The sequence below is a fragment of the Chryseobacterium sp. Leaf394 genome (genome assembly GCF_001424105.1).
Lineage (GTDB): Bacteria > Bacteroidota > Bacteroidia > Flavobacteriales > Weeksellaceae > Chryseobacterium.
In genome coordinates, this window is sequence record NZ_LMQH01000011.1 from 988398 (window position 1) to 1008545 (window position 20148).

Below are 20148 nucleotides of genomic sequence, written 5' to 3' on the forward strand. Positions count from 1 at the left end.
ATAAAGACCTGCAAAATTTTTGCAGGTCTTTTTTTGATTGTATCTCGCTGATTTTTCAGATTTTTCAGATTTTAAAATTAAATCTAATAATCTTAAACTGTTTCCTGTGTTGTGTAGGCCGTAAACGCTTCTTCCAAACTGTTGAATTTCCCTTTGAAATCTTCAATAGCACAGTCCTGCAGAATATTTCCTTTATGAATTAAAATGACTCTGCTGCAAAGCGCCTCAACTTCCTGCATAATGTGCGTTGAAAGAATAACGGTTTTTTTGTTTCCGATTTCTTTAATCACGCTTCTGATTTCAAGAATTTGATTCGGGTCTAAACCATTGGTCGGTTCATCTAAAATTAAAAGTTCCGGCTGATGAATGATCGCCTGCGCAAGCCCGACTCTCTGTTTGTAACCTTTTGAAAGCTGGCTGATTTTCTTTGATTTTTCTGGTGTCAAACCAACAGTTTCGATCACTTCATCCACTCTCGACATCGGAATTTTATGAATGTTGGCAACAAACTGCAGGTATTCTTTTACAAACATTTCCAAATAAAGCGGATTGTTTTCGGGTAAAAAACCAATTTTCTTTTTGGTTTCAATTTCGTTTTCAACAATATTTTTTCCGTCTAAAGAGATTTCGCCTTTTTCTATTTTTAATGCACCAACGATAGATTTCATTAACGTAGATTTACCTGCTCCGTTGGGTCCCAGAAGGCCGATGATCTCGTTTTTTTCTGTTGATATATTTACGTCATTCAGTGCGATCTGAGTTCCGAAAGTTTTGGTTAAATTATTTATGATTAATGACATGCTGATTTTGATATTTTACAAAAATAAAACAAAAAACTCATCCGTAAAGAATGAGTTTCAATATTGTTGAAGTCTGTGCTTATCTTCTTTTTTTCGAAGATTTTTTTACAGGCTGTGCTGCTGGCGTAGCATTGGGTTGTGTGTAAGTCTGCTGTACTGGCGTTGTTGGTTGGCTGTTCACCGCAGTCTGCTGTTTCACAGGCTTGTTGTAAAGTGCTGCCTTTGGTGTTCCAACTCCAAAAACCTTGTCCAGTTGTTTTTTGTTTAAAAACTGTGATTTCCCAACGTACTTTTTATTTTTGTTGATGTACTGAATAAACTGCATGGTTGGCTGACCGTAGTTTTTCTCAAAATGAAGCTCTATAATGTCATTCGGAAGTTCGAGAGAGATATTTCCCGAAGGCTCGTCGATGAATCCGTCTGAAATCATTTTGTAAAGTCCCATTACATCGCCATTCATGTCAATAAAAGAGAATGATCTGAATGTATTGAGATTTGAATTGTTGATATCCTGATAGTTGAAAGTATATCTGTTATCTTTTTTGTAAAGTCCCACAGAGTTATCTTTTCCGATCTCTACCAAAGTCTCATTTTTGAGAACTTTGATCTGTGAAAATGCAGTAAAACCAATCACTGTGGCGAATAGTAAAAATATTTTTTTCATGCTTCTTCTTTTAATATTTTTTGGTATAGTAACGCTAAATTAGCGATAATAACAAAAATGACAATTTTTTTTCTCCGGCAAAAGTAATATTTTTTTTTCAACAAGATTTTAAACCAAACATGATATTTATTGAAGTATTGGATTACTGTAGAATTACTTTCATTTCTTTCGATCTCATTTTTAAATATTTAAAGTAAAAAAATGATTATGATTAAAATAGTATTAAATTTAATTCAAATAAATTCAAGGGAAGTATTTCCAGCAAAATTTTTCAAAGTATTATGAACAATCTTTAAGCCAGTTTTCGTTAAAAAAAGAAATATTTCTAATTATAGTGATATTTTTTGTTTTACGCAGCCGAAAAAATGTACAGAGATGATTTACTTTTAATTAGATAACTGATGAACTGTGTAAAATTTTATTTTTCAAACTTTACCAGACTAACTTCATAAGGCTTCAGTTTATATGATAATCGGAAATGTGATTTTATTTAAAAAAACCATTCAATAATTGTTAATTTTGTACGCTAAGATTTACAGCATTGAACACCATTTTAATCATCGACGACGAAGCAAAAATAAGATCGCTTCTCTCCAGAATTATCAGTCTTGAAGGTTTTGAAGTCTTCGAAGCAAGCAACCTGAAGAGCGGATTAAAAAAGCTTGAAACCTCAGAAATCGATATTGTGATCTGCGATGTGAAGCTCCCCGACGGAAACGGAGTGGAGTTTTCTAAAATCATAAAGGAGAAATTCCCGGTGGTGGAAGTGATTCTCCTCACCGCGTTCGGCAATATTCCGGACGGCGTTCTGGCGATTAAAAACGGTGCGTTTGACTACATTACAAAAGGTGACGACAATACCCGAATTCTACCACTCATTTATAAAGCTTCTGAAAAGGTAGCGTTGAACAAGCGCGTTCTCCATCTGGAAAAGCAGCTCAACAGAAAACAGTCTTTTGACAGCATTATCGGAAAATCATCAACTATTACAGGTGTCGTAGATTCTGCCAGAAAAGTCGCTAATACTGATGCTACAGTTCTTCTTACTGGTGAAACGGGTACCGGTAAAGAGGTTTTTGCGCAGGCGATTCATCACGCAAGCAAGAGGAATAAAAATAATTTCATTGCCATTAATTGCTCGGCTTTCGGAAAAGATTTGCTGGAGAATGAACTGTTTGGTCATAAAGCTGGCGCTTTTACAGGTGCTCTTAAAGACAGTAAAGGTATTTTTGAAGAAGCCAATCAGGGAACAGTTTTCTTAGATGAAATCGGTGAGATGCCACTGGATTTGCAGGCAAAACTGTTGCGTGTTTTAGAATCTGGTGAATTTCTAAAAGTAGGCGACAGTAAACCGATTAAAACAGATGTCAGAATTGTAGCGGCAACAAACAGAGATCTGGAAACTGAAATTGCAAATGGAAATTTCCGTGAAGACCTTTATTACAGAATCAATATTTTTCAGATTAAACTACCTTCTTTAAGAGAAAGAGTAGCTGATATTGAACTGCTGGTTCAGTTTTTCCTTAAAAGTTTTTCACTTAAGACTGGCAAAAATATATCTTCCGCCTCACAGGATTATTTACAGGCATTAAAAAATCATCCCTGGAAAGGCAATATCCGTGAACTTCGAAATGTGATCGAACGCAGCGTGATTCTCACAGATTCTTCGGAGCTGGATGTCGAAAGTCTGCCTTTGGATATTTCAATCAGCAATGACCAAAATTCTTCTCAGACCAAAATAATGTCCGCTTTTTCTATGGCGAGTGCTGAGAAAATGCAGATTCAAAAAGTTCTTAATCATACCAAAGGCAATAAAGCCGAAGCTGCCAGGTTGCTCGAAATCGGCATTGCGACGTTATACAGAAAGGTGGAAGAGTACAAAATTTCATAAAAAATATTTTCATTCTGATAAAGACCCTATCATTTTGATAGGGTTTTTTGTGTTTTGAAATGTTTTAAAATTTATTTAAGTCGTTGTATTTCAATTATTTGTATTCTATTTTCATTCTGGGGAACAAATCTTGGCATTAGAGATTCAAAACAAACCAAAATGAATCATACAGAAGCCATCAGGGAAATAGTAGAAGTAATTCCTGAAACGCAGGAAGAATTTGATGAATCTTACAAGACAGCCAGTCCTTACATGGTCATCAATGTTTTCACCAAACAAATCAAAAAACTTATTAAAAACAACGAGCAAAAAATTCTGAAAAAATGTATTCGGAAAATGAATAAACTGTACAGCAAAGGCGATCAGAAACTGAAAGGAGCCATCGAAAATGTTTTCGTGTATTCCATAGACAGTTTTACATTTTGTTGCGAGCCTGCTTACAAAAAAATGATCTTCGATAAAATGTCAGTAAGTCTGCAAAACAATTATTTACATCAGGTTTACAAATCAGGAATTTAAATTGAAATAAAATGAAATCAAAAATCAGAAAAATTGGAGACTGGAAACTTCTGAAGTCTACCCGTGAAAAACACGATTTCGAAGTGATCACCATCAATATTGCTGTAATCCTCAGCGTTTTTGTCGCTGCTGCAATTCTGCAGGTTAATTAAAATCAAAAATCAAAATGATAACAATTATTCTATTAATCACTGCAATACTGTTATTCGTATTGTTTTACCGCCTCGTTGAGTATTTTGAAAACATTTAAATTAAAAAAAAATGACTCTACTATTTTTTATATCAATAGCCATATTCATTTATATCTGCTATGTGCTCGTAAAGCCGGAAAAATTTTAAAACCAATTAATAAGCAAATGAACCGTAAGATTATACATCAAATAAAAGAGTGGGGAATTCTGATTTTTTGGATCAGCTTCATCATCGCTTTTTTATATCTGTTGATTACCGTGAAAAAATTTTTACTAATTCATTAAACAAACTATGAACACTGAAATTTTAGGCGTTGTTGCGATGTTTATCATAACATTGCTTTTGGCGATACCTTTTGGAAAGTATATTTCAAAAGTTTACACAGGAGAAAAAACATTTCTGGATCCTGTTTTCAAAACCGTAGAAAGATTTTTCTACAGAATATCAGGAATCGATTCTGATCATGAAATGAACTGGAAACAGCATCTGACCGCACTTTTAACCATCAACTTTTTATGGTTTTTCATCAGTATGCTTGTTCTGATGAATATGAGCTGGCTCCCACTCAATCCAGATGGAAATCCTGATATGTCGCCGGATCTGGCATTTAATACAACCATTTCCTTTTTAGTCAACTGTAATTTACAGCATTATTCAGGCGAAACGGGATTGAGTTATCTTGGTCAAATCTGGTTAATGTTCCTGCAGTTTGTTTCTGCTGCAACGGGAATGGCTGCTTCTATCGTTATTTTTAAAGCTTTCAGAGAAAAATCTACAGAAAAGCTCGGGAATTTTTATGACTACCTTCTAAAATCAACTACAAGAATTTTATTGCCGCTTTCAATGTTGATGGGCGCAGTAATGGTATTTCAGGGAATGCCGATGACTTTCAGTGGGAAAGATAAAATGATTACGTTGGAAGGTAAAAATGTGGAAGTTTCTACAGGACCGGTCGCAGCTTTTGTTCCTATAAAACACATTGGAACCAATGGTGGAGGCTTTTTTGGAGCGAACGGAGCGCATCCTTTGGAAAACCCGAGCTACTTTACCAATATGGTTGAGATGTTTGCGCAGTTTATTATACCGATGGCGATGGTTTTTGCATTCGGACATTTTATCCGCAGAAAGAAATTCGGATACATGATTTTTGGAGTCATGACCATTGGATTTTTATTGCTTGCAGTACCAACGGTTATTATGGAAATGAACGGCAATCCTGCCATCAGCCAAATGGGAATCGACCAGTCACTGGGAGCAATGGAAGGTAAAGAAGTCCGTTTCGGAGCTGCCGCTTCAGGCTTCTGGAGTATTGTAACGACTGTAATTTCTACAGGATCAATTAATTCAATGCATGACAGCGCAATGCCGCTTTCAGGAATGACTCAAATGCTTGCCATGATGGTAAATGCTTTCTACGGCGGTGACGGGGCAGGGATTCTGAATATCTTCATCTACATTATTCTCGCGGTTTTCATCAGCGGATTGATGGTAGGCCGTACTCCGGAATTTATGGGTAAAAAAATTGAAGCCCGCGAAATGAAAATTGCCATGATTGTAGCACTTTTCCATCCGTTTCTTATTCTTGTCGGAACTGCGATTGCCACTTATTTTCCTGAAGTCGGAACTTCTACACTCAGTAATCCTGGATTCCACGGTTTCAGCGAAGTGCTTTACGAATATACTTCTTCGGCTGCCAATAACGGAAGCGGTTTCGAAGGTTTGGGTGACAATAATCTTTTCTGGAATATTTCCACGGGAATTGTCCTTTTACTCGGTCGTTTCTTACCGATTATCGGTCCGGTTGCAATTGCAGGTTTACTTGCTCAGAAAAAATACATTCCGGAAGGAGAAGGAACTTTAAAAACAGATACTTCAACATTTGGACTGATGACTTTTGCAGTAATTGCGATTATTGCAGCGCTGGCTTTCTTCCCGGCACTGGCATTGGGGCCGATTGCAGAATATTTTTCAATGAAATAAAAGTTAGATAAAATTTAAATAACAGAAAATTAAAATGGCTCAAAATAAATCTTTGTTTCAAAAAGAATTGGTTCAGGAAGCATTGAAACAGTCTTTTGTGAAACTGAATCCGAAACTGATGTTTAAAAATCCCGTCATGTTTCTCGTATGGCTCGGAACATTAGTGATGTTCTTCGTAAGCATCTGGACGTTGACAGGAGAGAAATCTCAGGGCAGTTTTGCTTACAATTTCACGGTATTCATCATTCTTTTACTCACCGTTTTGTTTGGAAACTTTGCAGAAGCCATCGCCGAAGCGAGAGGAAAAGCTCAGGCAGACAGTTTGCGTAAAACCAGAGAAGAAACACCTGCAAAACTTCAAAATGGTGAAACAATTTCTTCATCTAAATTACAGAAAGGTGATATTTTTGTTTGCGAAGCCGGAGATATTATTCCTTCTGACGGAGAAATCATCGAAGGTCTTGCTACGATAGACGAAAGTGCGATTACCGGAGAATCTGCTCCTGTCATCCGTGAAGCGGGTGGTGACAAAAGCTCTGTAACGGGAGGTACAAAAGTTTTGTCGGATAAAATTGTAGTTCAGGTGACCACGCAACCCGGCGAAAGCTTTTTAGATAAGATGATTGCCCTGGTAGAAGGTGCTTCAAGACAGAAAACACCTAATGAAATTGCACTGACGATTTTGCTGGCTGGTTTTACATTGGTTTTTATCATCGTCTGTGTGACTTTAAAACCGTTTGCGGATTATTCTAATGTAACGATTACCATCGCGTCATTCATTTCTCTTTTTGTCTGTTTAATTCCAACAACCATCGGTGGATTGTTATCTGCCATCGGAATTGCAGGGATGGACAGAGCATTACGTGCCAACGTCATCACCAAAAGCGGTAGAGCAGTAGAAACAGCTGGAGATATCGATGTTTTACTTTTAGATAAAACAGGTACGATTACTATAGGAAACCGTAAGGCCACTGGATTTTATCCGGCTCATCAGATTGATGAAACACAATTGATCAAAGCAGCGGTTTTAAGTTCGATGACGGATGAAACTCCTGAAGGAAAATCAATCATTGAGCTGGCGGGAATCAATCCTTTAAGCTATGAAATCAGTAATCCTCAGTTTATCAAATTCACTGCAGAAACCAGAAGTTCGGGGATTGATTACGACGGAAACCGCATTAGAAAAGGCGCAACTGATGCCATCAGAAAAATATCGGAAGCTGCCGGAAATGCTTTTCCACAGGAAATCGATTTAAAAGTTAAAGAAATTTCACAAAACGGAGGAACGCCTTTGGTAGTTTCAGAAAATGAAAAAGTTCTGGGAGTGATTGAACTTCAGGACATTATTAAACCCGGAATCAGCGAACGTTTCGAACGTCTCCGAAAGATGGGTATCAAAACGGTAATGGTTACCGGTGATAATCCTCTGACTGCGAAATTTATCGCCGAAAAAGCAGGTGTTGACGATTTTATTGCCGAAGCAAAACCGGAAGATAAAATGAACTACATCAAAAAAGAACAGCAGGAAGGCCGTTTGGTTGCTATGATGGGTGATGGTACCAATGATGCTCCTGCATTGGCTCAGGCAGACGTAGGTGTTGCCATGAACAGCGGAACTCAGGCTGCAAAAGAAGCCGGAAATATGGTTGACCTCGACAATGATCCTACCAAATTAATTGAAGTTGTTGAAATCGGAAAACAGTTGCTGATGACAAGAGGAACGCTGACTACATTCAGTATTGCCAGTGATGTTGCGAAATATTTTGCCATTATTCCTGCGTTGTTTATCGCCGCAATTCCTGCGCTGCAAGGTTTAAATATCATGAATCTTCACAGTCCGGAAAGCGCGATTTTATCCGCGGTCATCTTCAACGCAATCATTATTCCGATCCTGATTCCGCTGGCGTTGAAAGGCGTGGCTTACAAACCCATCGGTGCATCGGCGTTGCTGAGAAGGAATCTGTTCATCTTCGGTTTAGGCGGAGTCATCATTCCTTTTATCGGAATTAAAATTATAGACATCATCGTATCCTTATTTTTCTAAATATCCAAAAGGCAAAGCAGGAAGAAAGTTTTCATCACATCACTTTTCGTCCAATATTTATCTCAGTTCTTCCTGCATTTGTCTTTGTTAAATTATTATCAAATGAAAAAACATATTTTACCTGCAATCAAACTGACTGCTTTGTGCATCGTTCTTCTTGCCATTGTTTATCCTATTTCCATCTGGGCGATTGCTCAGCTCTCACCAAACCAAGGAAAGGGAGATTTAATTCAACATCAGAATAAAACCTATTACGAAAATATCGGACAGTCTTTCACCAGCGACAAATACTTTTGGTCAAGACCTTCAGCAGTTGATTACAATGCAGCAGGTTCAGCAGGAAGCAATAAAGGTCCATCGAATGAAGATTATTTAAAACAGGTTCAGGCCCGTATCGATACTTTTTTAATGAAAAATCCTGAAATTAAAAAATCAGATATTCCTGCAGATCTCGTTACAGCAAGCGGGAGCGGATTGGATCCAAATTTCTCAGTTCAGGCAGCAAAAATTCAGGTGAAAAGAATTGCAAAAATCAGAAATATAGATGAAGCAAAAATAAATAATCTCATCGTTCAGAATACAGAAAAACCTTTGATAGGGTTGTTTGGACCTGAAAAAATCAATGTTCTGAAATTAAATATCGCGCTCGATCAGTTGAGCGGAAAATAATTTTAAAAAATCAATCTGTCATCATGAGTTTTATTTTTTTTTAATAAAATTCTAATTCTTTCTTAAATTTAAATTAAATGAAAAAAATACTGTTTGTTTTGTTAGCCATATGCGGAATCACCGCTTCTGCTCAAAACGATTCAATAGCTAAACCTCTAACTGTTAGCGGATACGCTGAGGTTTATTATACTGCAGATTTTAATAATCCAAAAAACAACAGCCGCCCTGGTTTTGTTTACAGTCACAACCGAAACAATGAAGTGAACGTCAATTTAGCTTATATAAAAACCGCATACAATACAGAAAAAGTAAGAGCCAATCTGGCTTTGGCAGTCGGAACATACATGAATGCCAATTATGCAGCCGAGCAAGGTGTGATGAAAAACATTTACGAAGCCAACGTTGGTTTGAAAATCTCCAAAAAGCATAATCTATGGATTGATGCCGGGATTTTCCCATCCCATTTAGGATTTGAAAGTGCGGTCGGAAAAGACAACTGGACACTTACCCGAAGCCTTTTCGCAGACAACTCACCATATTTCGAGACTGGAGCAAAAATTTCATACACTTCAGAAAGCGGAAAATGGTTCTTAAGCGGTTTGGTGCTCAACGGTTGGCAGCGTATTCGAAGAGTTGACGGAAATTCTACACCAGCTTTTGGACATCAATTAATTTTTAAACCTAATGAAAAACTGACCATCAACAGCAGTTCATTTATCGGAAACGATAAACCCGACAGCATTCGCCAGATGAGATATTTTCACAATCTGTATGCAGTGTATCAAATTAATAAAAAGTTTGGGGTAACTGCAGGTTTTGACATCGGTGCCGAACAAAAAGTAAAAGGTAGTGAGCAGTACAACATTTGGTACACACCGGTGTTAATTGCGAAATACAATGCCACAGAAAAACTGAGTTTTACAGCAAGAGGAGAATATTATCAGGATGAAAAAGGAGTGATCATTGCAACAGGGACGGCAAATGGTTTTAAAACTTTAGGATATTCTTTCAATGCCGATTATCAAATCTTTCCTAATCTTGTCTGGCGCACAGAAATCAGAAATTTAAACAGTAAAGACGCCATCTTTATGAACAGGACAGATAAGTTTAATAAAAACAGTCTGACGGCAACGACAGCATTGGCTATTTCATTTTAATAATAGCAAATATAACTTTTGGTTAACTTAAGTTAGCTAAAAAAGATTGTGAATTTTCATAAACCATTAAGGGAATTAATTGATTAAGGAATGTTAAGGATCAATAGGTTCATTTAAACGTGTAACTTAATGATTCGCCTTCGTGAATCTAAAAAAATGAAAATTATTTTTGTCCTTAAAAACTCAATACCTTAATGGTTTAAAACATTTTTCTTACCTGAAATAATCAATTCTACAAATGAATGAATCAAGAAAATCCGCGGAAGAATTTCTGCATCTCATCAATAAATCCAAAAGAGGAAAACTCAAAGTTTATATTGGGATGAGCGCAGGCGTAGGAAAAACCTACAGAATGCTGCAGGAAGCTCACGTACTTCTCCAAAACGGAATTGATGTAAAAATGGGATATGTAGAAACACATAACCGCAAAGAAACGCACAGTTTGTTGGAAGGTCTTCCTGTTATTCCCAGAAGAAAATTATTTTATAAAGGCAAAGAACTGGAAGAGCTCGATGTTCCTGCAATTCTAATCCTCCGTCCTGAGATTGTAATTGTTGACGAATTGGCTCACACCAACATTGAAGGAAGTAAAAATAAAAAGAGATGGCAGGATGTAATGGATATTTTAGACGCTGGAATCAATGTGATCAGCGCTGTAAACATCCAGCATATAGAAAGTTTAAACGAAGAAGTGAAAGCTGTGACCGGCGTGGAAGTCACTGAGAGAATTCCCGATACGGTGCTTGCTGCTGCAGATGAGGTTGTGAATATTGACCTTACTGCCGATGAATTGATTGCACGACTGAAGGAAGGAAAAATCTATGACAGCAGTAAAATACAGTCAGCACTGAATAATTTCTTCAAAAACGAGCACATATTGCAACTTCGGGAATTGGCTCTGAAAGAAGTCGCTTCACAGGTTACACGAAAAGTAGAATCAGATATTACGATTGGTAAAATTTTAAAAAAGGAAAGATTTCTTGCCTGCATCAGTTCCAATGAAAAAACAGCAAAAAATGTCATCCGAAAAACAGCGAGACTGGCAAATTATTACAACAGTCAGTGGTTTTTGCTGTATGTTCAGATTCCGAAAGAGTCGGCGGACAGGATCAATTTGAGTAAGCAGAGGCATTTAATTAATAATTTTAAACTGGCTACAGAACTTGGTGCAGAAATTATAAGAATTGAAAGCAAAAATATCGCCTTATCAATCATGGAGCAGTGTGATGAAAGAAGTATCACAACGGTATGCATCGGAAAACCACATCTTGATATCTGGAGAATTATTCTGGCAACTGATACCTTTAATTCATTATTAAAAAGGCTGTCTAAACAGAATGTAGATTTAGTAATTTTGTCGTAATGAAAATAAAAACGAAACTGAATGCGGGCGTTGGTCTGCTGTTTTTTATGATAATTATTCTGTCGACTTTGGGTGGATGGTTTATTTATCAGCTTAAAAAAGACACCCAGAATATTCTCGCTGCCAACTACAATACGTTGCAGTACTCGAGAAATATGCTGCTGTCACTCGAAGTAATTTCAACGGAGCCGTTTGCAATGTCAGAATTTCAGAAAAATCTTGACCTCCAGCGTCAGAATATTACAGAAAGCGGAGAAAAGGAAGCGACTCAAAATATCAATGATCATTTTTCGGAACTGAAAGTTGACAGAGGAAATTCAAACATTCATTCAGAGATCCGGAAAGATATTGCCGAACTAATGCAGCTGAATATGAATGCCATCCAGATTAAAAGTGGGATAGCAAACACGACCGCTCAAAATGCGATCGCCGTAATTTCTGTCGCAGGAACCCTGTGTTTTCTGATTGCATTTATTTTGATGGTGAATTTGCCGTCCAATATTTCCAATCCGATTCGGGAACTGACGTCGAGTATTCATCAGATAGCCAATCAGAATTACAGAGAACGGGTACATTTTGAAAGCAACAGTGAGTTTGGTGAGTTGGCGAGGTCTTTTAATACCATGGCAGAAAAACTTCAGGAATATTCCGAAAGCAGGATTGACAAAATTTTAAAAGGAAAAAAGCGCATTGAAACGCTGATCGACAATATGCATGATGCTGTAATCGGGATCGACGAGAATAAGAAAGTGCTTTTTGTAAATGATGAAGCATTAAAAATTTCAGGTTTAAAAAAAGAAAATTTTGTAGGAAAACTCATTCAGGATGTAGCGGTGAGCAATGATTTGGTCAGAGATTTAATTAAAGAGATTATTGATGTCAACCATTCTAAAAATGAGTCTGAAACCTTGAAAATTTTTGTGGAAGGAAAAGAAAATTATTTTGAAAAGGAAATTTTAGACATCAATGTAATTCCCACAGGAGAATATGAAAGCCGTTTTATCGGTCAGGTCATTATGCTGAGAAATATTACGCCTTTCAAGGAACTGGATTTAGCAAAAACACAGTTCATCGGAACCGTTTCACATGAATTTAAAACGCCTATTTCATCCATTCAAATGGGCCTGCAATTGCTGGAAAATGAGAAAGTAGGAAAACTGAATACCGAACAGATGAAACTCCTGAAAGGTATTGATGAAGACACTGTAAGATTGCTGAAAATTACACGGGAATTACTGAATCTGGCGCAGCGTGAATCTGGAATGATGCAGCTCAATGTCCATCCGTTTGATGTAAGTTCAGTAATTCAGGAAGTGGTTGATACCAATCAGTCTGCTGCTGATGAAAAAAATATCCGTTTTAAAACTTATATTGATCCTCAGGTAGAAAAAATAACTGCGGACGAAGAAAAAATTGTCTGGGTTTTAAACAATTTTGTTTCCAATGGAATCCGTTATTCTCCTGAGAATTCTGCGATAGAAATTTCAATTGATAATGCGGGAAATAATTCAGTTAAATTTTCAGTTGCAGATCAGGGTGCAGGAATTGAGACCCAGTTTTTAAAGCAGATATTCATCAGATATTTTCGTATTCCGGGAACTAAAACTGAAGGTAACGGATTAGGATTAAGCATATGCAAAGATTTTGTGGAAGCACACGGCGGAAGGATATCTGTTGAAAGCAAAATCGGGCAGGGAAGTGTTTTCAGTTTTGAACTGTCGGATGAATTTAAACCACTTTAGTAAAAAATAGCTTTAATTATTAAAATGATGTACTGATTAGTAAATATATGAGTCTGGATTTTAAGTTGTATTTAATAATTCTTCTTATCAAAAATATTCACCTTTTATTCTTTACGCTTACAGCAGGCATAGTAAGACTAACCATAGCTATGCAGATCCTTGTAAAAAAAAGGCTCAAAAGATATAATCTTCGCTGTATGTTACAAGATAAAATTTATATCACATATTCCGTTGATTCTTTAAGATTCATCGTGATAGAGTAGGAAAGGTGGTCGTGTACCTTTTCTATGAATTTCAGCTCTTCAGAAATTATTTTTGAGTTCAGTTTTTCAAACACATATTCTATTTCAATTCTGAAATTGAAATCAGAAAGCGAAAATTCCTGAGTAGATGAGTAGACTTTGTTAAAGAATTTTTCAGTGATTTCATCTTTATTGTTAAGTACAGCATGAAGTTCCAGAGAACTGTGGTGGCATCTTCGACAAGCTTTACCTCAGGTTTTTTCCTCCTAATTTACGGCATCTTTAACACGTTATACATTGGCATTGCCGGCAATTTGTCCTTTGTTTGCCCGACTTTAAATAATCATTTTCAAAACAAAAACCACTCAAGGCGGTTTTTTTATTTTATTTTTCCCAATGTCTGAACTATGATAGAGATATGTTCTTTAAGTTTTACTTTTTCTAAATTCTCAGCTTTTTCTGATCCTCCTAAGCCTAATAAAGGAACATAACCAAAACACTCATCAAAATTTAGATCTCCAAGCATCTCTTTTGCGGTGTAAAAGTTTTTTCCTAACAAATCAGCATCAATAAACTCCTCATCTTTTAAATCCTCAAAAAAATATTCAAACCCAGATTCCAAAACTTTAGATAAGCCATGTCTATAATCAAGCAAAATAAGGTAATTGTTTTCCCAAATTATCAAATCGGCCAGTCCAGTGATAAATAAAACTATTGGGTTTGGATATACAGATGTATAGGAAAAATCTAACAATTCTTTATATTCATCAGGATTAACTATTTTCAGGTATGAGTTCATAAAAGAACCAAAACCATAATTATTCCATATATAAATAATTTCATCTGGAACTGATCCTTTATATTTGCTAATTAAATCTTCTGTCGGAGTATCTTGAACATTATAATGAGGATATTTTTCTATAAATTTGTTAAACATTTTAATTGATTTTATTATTATAAACAATTGCTTACTTCAGCAATTTCAAATCTTTCAATTATTTTGCTGGTAATATTATTACGGTTACAATTTATTTTAAAATTAGCTATGTACAGTATTAACTAAGGATTATAATTAAGAAGTTCATTTCCCAGAATATCCCTTATTTCAAGTGCTTTATTTACATTTAGAGCAGATAATTCAATTTTATCACTTAAATATATTAGTACTCCCTTACTTAAATTTATGATATTGGTGTTTTCAAAATAATTTTCTGCTATTTTATTGTTAAAGTAGGTAAAATAACCAATCCAAAGATTTTGTCCACTCTGCTTAACCTTTCTTCTCAATTCATTAGAGATGATAACTGCATAGTATAAGTCATCTGTTTTTTCTAATGACTCTACTAGTTTTATAACAAACTCCTTCGTAATACTTTTCATAAAGTCGTCAGAGAATTCAATATTAACTAAAGCAGTCTTATCACTGTTGCAAGCTCCTTGTGTTATATTAATTGAGAGATCACTGCTTGCGTTCTTATCCTTACTTAAATATAATAATGAATTAAAACCTATCCAGCTTTTTGAATAACTATACAGATCTTTATTGCTTTGATCATCATTCAAAAACACATCCTCAGCTTCATTATATATTAAGAATCTCTTTAAATTTTGACCGTTAAAATCAGATAGATTATTATCAAAATAAAACTTAGAATTTGTAGATTCATCCCAAGTCGAGATTACTTCAAGGTAAGGAAAAGTAATCTTTAGATTAATAATAATTTTTTTACAGTAATCAATAAAGTCTTGTGCTGTCATTTCTCGGTTAGTCAAACGGGAAATCAATTTTATTTTTTCCATTTCAATTATTTTGGTACAACAATAACATCGATATTTATATTGGCATTATCAAATAAATCTGCCAGTTCATCGGCTTTTGCTTGAGTATGGACATGACAGTCTAATTTTGAACCTGTTTCCTGAGCTATCTAAAAATTTTTTTTAGCTGGATCAAAATACGGTTCACTTTTTTGTGAATCGTATTTTTAACTTCCTTGCTGTAAAAAGTATAATGGAATGTTAGGATAATTTGTATTTTCGCCTGTCCATAAATCTAATCCTTCGAAAAAATGATGATCCTCTTTTTCTAAATTAGTACAAACTTCATTATGAATTTTAAATAGTAACTCAGCCGTAGTAAAATAAATATTATTATCTGCTTTTAACAGAAAATCTGGCTCAATACTATCTTTTATTTCCTCGTCCCAATATTCATACTGAATAGTAACCTTGGGAACGTTTAGAATAGTTTTATGTAAATTCTCTATAAAAGTTTTGCCAGTAATTTTTTCATTATAATTCTTTAAGGCAATAAGGAAATTTTCGACTGATAAAAATTTTTTTTCTTGAAAGTTCCATAATATATTCTTTAACAGTTCTTTTTGATTATTCATTTTATAAATATTAATAAAATCTTTGCAAGTCAAAACCGTGTTTCAAAGCTAAGTCGTAGTAAGATAAATTGGGATTCTCTCCTATAGATTGATATACCTCTATTCTCTTTTCAGGCAAACTCCTCAAATCTGAAAATTTGAAATAATTATCCAATATATCGTTTTGGTCAACTATTAAATCTCTTCTACCCGAAAAATCTAAAGTTGCCAATTCCAGATAATATGCTTTTCCTAATGTTGGAAAAACCTTTATATTATCATAAGCATAATCTGTTGAAAAATTTGTTTTTAATGATAATTCACCAACTGTAAATAACGAATTGTTTTGATGGTTTTTTAAGGTTTCAGGGAAAGAAACTTTCGTTGGATCAACTTCTAAGTTTTTTACAATTTTTATATCCTGTTTTAATAACTCTTTCTTTGGAATAAACTGTGAAATAATTGCAGTTTCAAATTTTTCTATGTCTAGTGAATCAGAAATATGCTTATAAGTTTCAACAAGAACACTATCTTTATGCCAATCCAAATAATTATTATCTTGTCCACTATTATCGTATTGTGCTTGAACATCAAACACCACTCTTCCAAAATAATACAGTTCTGATTGCTCAATTTTTATTGCGAAGATGTCGCCTACTTTAATATTTTTACTCATTTTTTATAAATTTAACAAGGATTATGCAGATTTTTGTATTTGTCATATTTTGCTTTTGTTACTTCATTTCTTCTATTTTCTAAATTTGGTTTTCCACCATTTTTTTTCATGAATGTTGCTATCACATTCAAGGGTAATATTTCAGGCTTTATCCATTTTCAACATAGAATTTGCATTGCCACCTTTTATCCCACTTACAGAAGGCTCAGACTATGTAATCTTCGCTGTGTGTTATGAGATAAAATTTACATCACAGATTTCATCGATTCATTAAGATTCATCGTGATAGAATAGGAAAGGTGGTCGTGTAACTTTTCTATGAATTTCAGCTCTCCAGAAATTATTTTTGAGTTCAGTTTTTCAAATACATATTTTATTTCAATTCTGAAACTGAAATCAGAAAGCGAAAATTCCTGAGTAGATGAGTAGACCTTGTTAAGGAATTTTTTAGTGATTTCATCTTTGTTGTTAAGTACAGCATGAAGTTCCAAAGAAACTGTTGTGGCATCTTCGTCAAGCTTTACCAGTTTCAGTTGATATTGATATTCCATTCCTTCCACGAGTCTGGAATTCAACTCGGACTGGCTACATAAAAAAGTGAAATGCTGGTTTGGTGGAAAAATAATACTGTAGATTTCTGGTAAAAGAAGAAGATACTGTAAGTTTTTTTTAAAATTCTGCTCAAAATTTACCATTCCATTTTCGTAATTACGGATAAATTTTTGCTGTTCTTTTTGTTCAGTGAAAACCATTTCAAGCTTATTGGCTTTCCAGGAATTCCAGTCGTTTTTCAACAAATGTTGATCTTCTACAGATAGTATTTTCCCGTCTAAATTTCGCTTAACCCGAATTTTAGGACTGATTCCAGAAAGGGCTAAAGTTTGCTCCAGAAAAGACTTCATCACTTCATTTTCTGTATACCCTTCAAGGTTTTCTACAAGTATATTGTTGTAGATCAGATCGTCCTGCCGTTCCTGTTCTATTGTAATTTGAGATACCGTTGAAAGAGAAATCGGAGTGTTGTCTTTACCCATCACAAAGGTATTTTCAACAATTAAAACATAAGATTGGGAAAAGTTCCCCACCTGAAGAAGAGGTATATTTTCGCCAAATATAAATTTCGATATGCTCATGAATTTTTCTGAAAATTATAAAAAACCGAGAAAATACAATCAGTTGTTTATCTTAAAACTAAAACAATATGATAATTTTGATTAATAATATTAACTAAAAAATATTTCATTTGTACTATTATATACTACTTTTTATAAGCTCAAAATATTTTTTATCAATGTCGTCAAAAATTTCATTTCCTTCCAACATATAGGAACTCATCAATGCATCTTTAGCTTTATCAGTCATTCCTAATTCAAAAAGCGACTGACCATAGCCGAGCCAAACATAACCATTTGCTGTTCCTTCGGGACATTGCAATGCTTGATTATAATTATAGGATGCTTTTATATAATCTTTTAAGTTAAAATAAGCATCAGCTAGAGCAGTATACAAGTGTAACGCAATTTCCCAATCAGTTTTAGGTGGTACGAGTTTTTCAATACCATTTTGATAATTAACAATTGCCAAATTATGCTCTTTTCGCTCTTCAAATTGATCACCTTTTTCTAAATCAATCATAATCGAATTGAATAACTCGTCAGATAATTCTTCCATAATAAATCTACTTATTTAATATATTGATCTGGATTGTTATAAAACTCTAAATATGCAGGATTATCATCAGGGAATGCTCTTCCTTCAGATTTTTGGTAAGCTATTTTAAAATACTCTAATGCTCTTTCTAAATTATCAGCGGCAAAATGAACTTTTCCTGCGACAAATTCCCTTTCACCATCGTCCAATCTCTCTACATCACAACTAAATAATATTTCTGCCCATTTTTTTGAATTGTTGTGATCTTGAATTTCCGTATATTCATTTGCTAAAGAATGAGCTATAAAAAAACTTTCATCATATTTTTCCTTAGGTAATGGAAGCAAATTCCATTTTTGCAATTCTAACTCAATAATTCCACTGTGATTATTATTTTCAAAACAATCTTCAATTTGATTATCAATTTTTTCAAATTTGTCTTGAATTTCTATAGGTAGATCCATTTCTTCTTTTTTTTAATAATTAAATTTTCGGAGGTAAATATACTTGTCCAAGTTTAGCACCAGCTGACCTATTTATTGATCTGTGATCTAAATAGTAATTTTTAGAATCTAACATCCACTTCCTAACTTTTTCAGATTTTGCTCCATATTTTCGTCCTGTTTTATTCCACCAAGTAACAGCGTCTTTTTTATGTGACATATCAGCATATTTCATGTCATACCATTTCCCATCTGAAGCTTTAAATTGTTGTACGCCCTTTTTTGTCCTAATTTTACCTTCCTTCTTCATTGCTTCAATAACTTTTTCACCAGTTTTACTTGTTTTACCTGGCGTTCGCCCGAGATACTTTAAACGGTTCGATACTTTTTTTATGCTTCCAGTTATACATTTTCCAGCATAATGCACAAGAAAAGCAAGCAACCCTACAAAATAAGTATGAAAATGTGCTACCTCAAAGTTAAAAACTTTCTTGGGTTGACTTAATTAGTTTACAGAAACAGAATATTATGTACTTTAACTTCTAAGCCCTTTTACTTTTTAAAATATCTGAGTCATATTGAAATAAAAATTTCAATTTGTAGCCTTCTATCAAATTAATGCGCTGTGTTTAGTTCCTCATCTCTTTCTCTCCAAAAATCTATGGGATGCGAAAAGTCTAATATTTTATCATTATTAAGGCTTTCGATTATATAGTCGTATAATTTATAGATAATTGAGAAAATAACATCAACATCTTTTAATCGCTTAGGTGTCCTTGAAAAAGCAATTAAATGATAGCCATCTACATTCTTTAAATTCTCTAAATATCCAATTAGGGAATTTTTATCAGTCATGAATGAATAAAAGTCAGCTAAGATTTCGTTCGGATTATCTTGATTTACAATCCATTTTCTGCAGAATTTATCAAATTTTAAGCTGTCCTATCTCTGGTAACCAAAATAAACGTTCCCAAAATCGTTGATAAGCCTTCGTATTATCTAAAGGCTATAATTTTATTAAATCATTTTCCGATGCATTAGATTTAATATTTGCTACAAATGTTTCTGTTGTCATTTTAAAAACCTCTTTTTCTTAAATATTATTCTGTTAATTTGTCAATATCCTTTTGCTTTTTGATGATTTTTTTTTGGGGTTTTAGATATTGTTTCTTAGACTTTCCCAGAAAGAGAATTTTGTGGATTGATAAACAAGCAATTAAATGTAAAGAACTATTCGATAAAAGATATACTAGATTTAAGATGTCGTTCGTAAAAAAGGTTTTATGCAAATTTTAGTCTTTACTTTTTTACTTTCTGCAATCATTTGATTTAACAAGTCATCAAATTCATTTCTTTGAGGTTCTATTCTAAATATTTTGATACACAATTGTTAGTTAAAAAATTAATTAATCTTTCACTACAAAATAATTTTTTTTCAGATCTTATATAGAGGTCATCCATATTTTCAATTCCATTGATTTTAAGCCAGTAAAATTTGGGAATTGGTTTGTCTAGAGTATAATTATTAAAAAAATACTCAGCCATTGAAATTTCTACATCTTTAATCATGTATCCTGTAAATGCTTGATTTTTTAAATTTTCTTTCAAATTTTCCGTAATTAAATAGCACGGCTAGCACTCCATCAAATCGTCTCCCAGCCAATCTTCCAATTTAATATGGAGTTTAGAAACTGTTTTGGATGTGAGTTTTTGCTCTACAAACTCTGTCTTCTCACCAAGACCA

Annotated in this window: 21 protein-coding genes; 9 read left to right on the top strand and 12 right to left on the bottom strand. The window is 34.3% G+C overall.

What is annotated here, in order from left to right; all coding sequences use genetic code 11:
• Nucleotides 1-92: 92 nt before the first annotated feature.
• Together ASG21_RS08970 and ASG21_RS08975 are read right to left on the bottom strand one after the other, a co-directional pair.
• On the bottom strand, nt 93-800 hold the full coding sequence (locus ASG21_RS08970; RefSeq protein WP_056078544.1) for an ATP-binding cassette domain-containing protein: 708 nt from the start codon (nt 798-800) through the stop codon (nt 93-95).
• Between the two features lie 79 nt (nt 801-879).
• On the bottom strand, nt 880-1464 hold the full coding sequence (locus tag ASG21_RS08975; protein ID WP_185113722.1) for a hypothetical protein: 585 nt from the start codon (nt 1462-1464) through the stop codon (nt 880-882).
• 541 nt (nt 1465-2005) lie between these two features.
• Between ASG21_RS08975 and ASG21_RS08980 the strand changes: the two genes are divergently transcribed.
• The 9 genes from ASG21_RS08980 (at nt 2006) to ASG21_RS09020 (ending at nt 13021) form a co-directional block, all read left to right on the top strand.
• Nucleotides 2006-3355, top strand: a complete 1350-nt coding sequence (locus ASG21_RS08980; RefSeq protein WP_056078547.1) for a sigma-54 dependent transcriptional regulator — start codon at nt 2006-2008, stop codon at nt 3353-3355.
• 159 nt (nt 3356-3514) lie between these two features.
• Nucleotides 3515-3874, top strand: a complete 360-nt coding sequence (locus ASG21_RS08985) for a hypothetical protein (RefSeq protein WP_056078549.1) — start codon at nt 3515-3517, stop codon at nt 3872-3874.
• Between the two features lie 11 nt (nt 3875-3885).
• Nucleotides 3886-4026, top strand: a complete 141-nt coding sequence (locus ASG21_RS20220; RefSeq protein WP_157844526.1) for a hypothetical protein — start codon at nt 3886-3888, stop codon at nt 4024-4026.
• 331 nt (nt 4027-4357) lie between these two features.
• Nucleotides 4358-6046: a potassium-transporting ATPase subunit KdpA gene (gene kdpA, locus ASG21_RS08995; RefSeq protein WP_056078555.1), complete on the top strand. Its 1689-nt coding sequence runs from the start codon at nt 4358-4360 to the stop codon at nt 6044-6046.
• A gap of 34 nt (nt 6047-6080) precedes the next feature.
• Nucleotides 6081-8090: a potassium-transporting ATPase subunit KdpB gene (kdpB, locus tag ASG21_RS09000; RefSeq protein ID WP_056078559.1), complete on the top strand. Its 2010-nt coding sequence runs from the start codon at nt 6081-6083 to the stop codon at nt 8088-8090.
• 102 nt (nt 8091-8192) lie between these two features.
• Nucleotides 8193-8759 carry a K(+)-transporting ATPase subunit C gene (locus ASG21_RS09005; RefSeq protein ID WP_056078562.1) on the top strand — a complete coding sequence of 189 codons (567 nt, stop codon included), beginning with the start codon at nt 8193-8195 and terminating at the stop codon, nt 8757-8759.
• Between the two features lie 77 nt (nt 8760-8836).
• On the top strand, nt 8837-9916 hold the full coding sequence (locus ASG21_RS09010) for a porin (protein WP_056078565.1): 1080 nt from the start codon (nt 8837-8839) through the stop codon (nt 9914-9916).
• A gap of 238 nt (nt 9917-10154) precedes the next feature.
• A complete protein-coding gene (locus tag ASG21_RS09015) occupies nt 10155-11279 on the top strand; it encodes a histidine kinase (protein WP_056078568.1) in 1125 nt (374 codons plus the stop codon).
• A complete protein-coding gene (locus tag ASG21_RS09020) occupies nt 11279-13021 on the top strand; it encodes an ATP-binding protein (protein WP_056078572.1) in 1743 nt (580 codons plus the stop codon). Before ASG21_RS09015 ends, ASG21_RS09020 begins: the two co-directional genes overlap by 1 nt.
• 621 nt (nt 13022-13642) lie before the next feature.
• On the opposite strand, the gene ASG21_RS09025 is transcribed toward ASG21_RS09020, so the two are convergent.
• From ASG21_RS09025 to ASG21_RS09070, 10 genes are all read right to left on the bottom strand, one after another.
• Nucleotides 13643-14200, bottom strand: coding sequence for a T6SS immunity protein Tdi1 domain-containing protein (locus tag ASG21_RS09025; RefSeq protein WP_056078575.1), 558 nt, complete (start codon nt 14198-14200; stop codon nt 13643-13645).
• Nucleotides 14201-14322: 122 nt separating this feature from the next.
• Nucleotides 14323-15063, bottom strand: a complete 741-nt coding sequence (locus tag ASG21_RS09030) for a hypothetical protein (protein WP_128414263.1) — start codon at nt 15061-15063, stop codon at nt 14323-14325.
• 185 nt (nt 15064-15248) lie between these two features.
• Entirely contained in the window at nt 15249-15656 is a 408-nt protein-coding gene (locus ASG21_RS09035; RefSeq protein WP_056078579.1) for a hypothetical protein, read from the bottom strand.
• 10 nt (nt 15657-15666) lie between these two features.
• Nucleotides 15667-16311 (bottom strand): Imm26 family immunity protein, encoded by a 645-nt coding sequence (locus tag ASG21_RS09040; RefSeq protein WP_056078582.1) that lies wholly within the window; start codon nt 16309-16311, stop codon nt 15667-15669.
• A 245-nt stretch (nt 16312-16556) separates the two neighbouring features.
• Entirely contained in the window at nt 16557-17444 is an 888-nt protein-coding gene (locus tag ASG21_RS09045; protein WP_056078584.1) for a hypothetical protein, read from the bottom strand.
• Nucleotides 17445-17562: 118 nt separating this feature from the next.
• Nucleotides 17563-17982, bottom strand: coding sequence for a hypothetical protein (locus tag ASG21_RS09050; RefSeq protein ID WP_056078587.1), 420 nt, complete (start codon nt 17980-17982; stop codon nt 17563-17565).
• Nucleotides 17983-17993: 11 nt separating this feature from the next.
• The gene (locus ASG21_RS09055) at nt 17994-18425 is read right to left on the bottom strand and encodes a hypothetical protein (protein WP_056078589.1); all 432 of its coding nucleotides are present in this window, start codon (nt 18423-18425) and stop codon (nt 17994-17996) included.
• 19 nt (nt 18426-18444) lie between these two features.
• Nucleotides 18445-18714, bottom strand: a complete 270-nt coding sequence (locus ASG21_RS09060; protein WP_082482445.1) for a GH-E family nuclease — start codon at nt 18712-18714, stop codon at nt 18445-18447.
• Between the two features lie 305 nt (nt 18715-19019).
• Entirely contained in the window at nt 19020-19259 is a 240-nt protein-coding gene (locus ASG21_RS20475) for a hypothetical protein (RefSeq protein WP_056078595.1), read from the bottom strand.
• A gap of 507 nt (nt 19260-19766) precedes the next feature.
• On the bottom strand, nt 19767-20012 hold the full coding sequence (locus ASG21_RS09070) for a hypothetical protein (protein WP_056078598.1): 246 nt from the start codon (nt 20010-20012) through the stop codon (nt 19767-19769).
• Between the last annotated feature and the right edge of the window lie 136 nt (nt 20013-20148).

Bases quoted from the DNA above. Each gene is read 5' to 3' on its own strand.
- ASG21_RS08970 (WP_056078544.1), bottom strand. From the start codon at position 800: ATGTCATTAATCATAAATAATTTAACCAAAACTTTCGGAACTCAGATC.
- ASG21_RS08975 (WP_185113722.1), bottom strand. From the start codon at position 1,464: ATGAAAAAAATATTTTTACTATTCGCCACAGTGATTGGTTTTACTGCA.
- ASG21_RS08985 (WP_056078549.1), top strand. From the start codon at position 3,515: ATGAATCATACAGAAGCCATCAGGGAAATAGTAGAAGTAATTCCTGAA.
- ASG21_RS20220 (WP_157844526.1), top strand. From the start codon at position 3,886: ATGAAATCAAAAATCAGAAAAATTGGAGACTGGAAACTTCTGAAGTCT.
- kdpA (WP_056078555.1), top strand. From the start codon at position 4,358: ATGAACACTGAAATTTTAGGCGTTGTTGCGATGTTTATCATAACATTG.
- kdpB (WP_056078559.1), top strand. From the start codon at position 6,081: ATGGCTCAAAATAAATCTTTGTTTCAAAAAGAATTGGTTCAGGAAGCA.
- ASG21_RS09005 (WP_056078562.1), top strand. From the start codon at position 8,193: ATGAAAAAACATATTTTACCTGCAATCAAACTGACTGCTTTGTGCATC.
- ASG21_RS09010 (WP_056078565.1), top strand. From the start codon at position 8,837: ATGAAAAAAATACTGTTTGTTTTGTTAGCCATATGCGGAATCACCGCT.
- ASG21_RS09015 (WP_056078568.1), top strand. From the start codon at position 10,155: ATGAATGAATCAAGAAAATCCGCGGAAGAATTTCTGCATCTCATCAAT.
- ASG21_RS09020 (WP_056078572.1), top strand. From the start codon at position 11,279: ATGAAAATAAAAACGAAACTGAATGCGGGCGTTGGTCTGCTGTTTTTT.
- ASG21_RS09025 (WP_056078575.1), bottom strand. From the start codon at position 14,200: ATGTTTAACAAATTTATAGAAAAATATCCTCATTATAATGTTCAAGAT.
- ASG21_RS09030 (WP_128414263.1), bottom strand. From the start codon at position 15,063: ATGGAAAAAATAAAATTGATTTCCCGTTTGACTAACCGAGAAATGACA.
- ASG21_RS09035 (WP_056078579.1), bottom strand. From the start codon at position 15,656: ATGAATAATCAAAAAGAACTGTTAAAGAATATATTATGGAACTTTCAA.
- ASG21_RS09040 (WP_056078582.1), bottom strand. From the start codon at position 16,311: ATGAGTAAAAATATTAAAGTAGGCGACATCTTCGCAATAAAAATTGAG.
- ASG21_RS09045 (WP_056078584.1), bottom strand. From the start codon at position 17,444: ATGAGCATATCGAAATTTATATTTGGCGAAAATATACCTCTTCTTCAG.
- ASG21_RS09050 (WP_056078587.1), bottom strand. From the start codon at position 17,982: ATGGAAGAATTATCTGACGAGTTATTCAATTCGATTATGATTGATTTA.
- ASG21_RS09055 (WP_056078589.1), bottom strand. From the start codon at position 18,425: ATGGATCTACCTATAGAAATTCAAGACAAATTTGAAAAAATTGATAAT.
- ASG21_RS09060 (WP_082482445.1), bottom strand. From the start codon at position 18,714: ATGAAGAAGGAAGGTAAAATTAGGACAAAAAAGGGCGTACAACAATTT.
- ASG21_RS20475 (WP_056078595.1), bottom strand. From the start codon at position 19,259: ATGACTGATAAAAATTCCCTAATTGGATATTTAGAGAATTTAAAGAAT.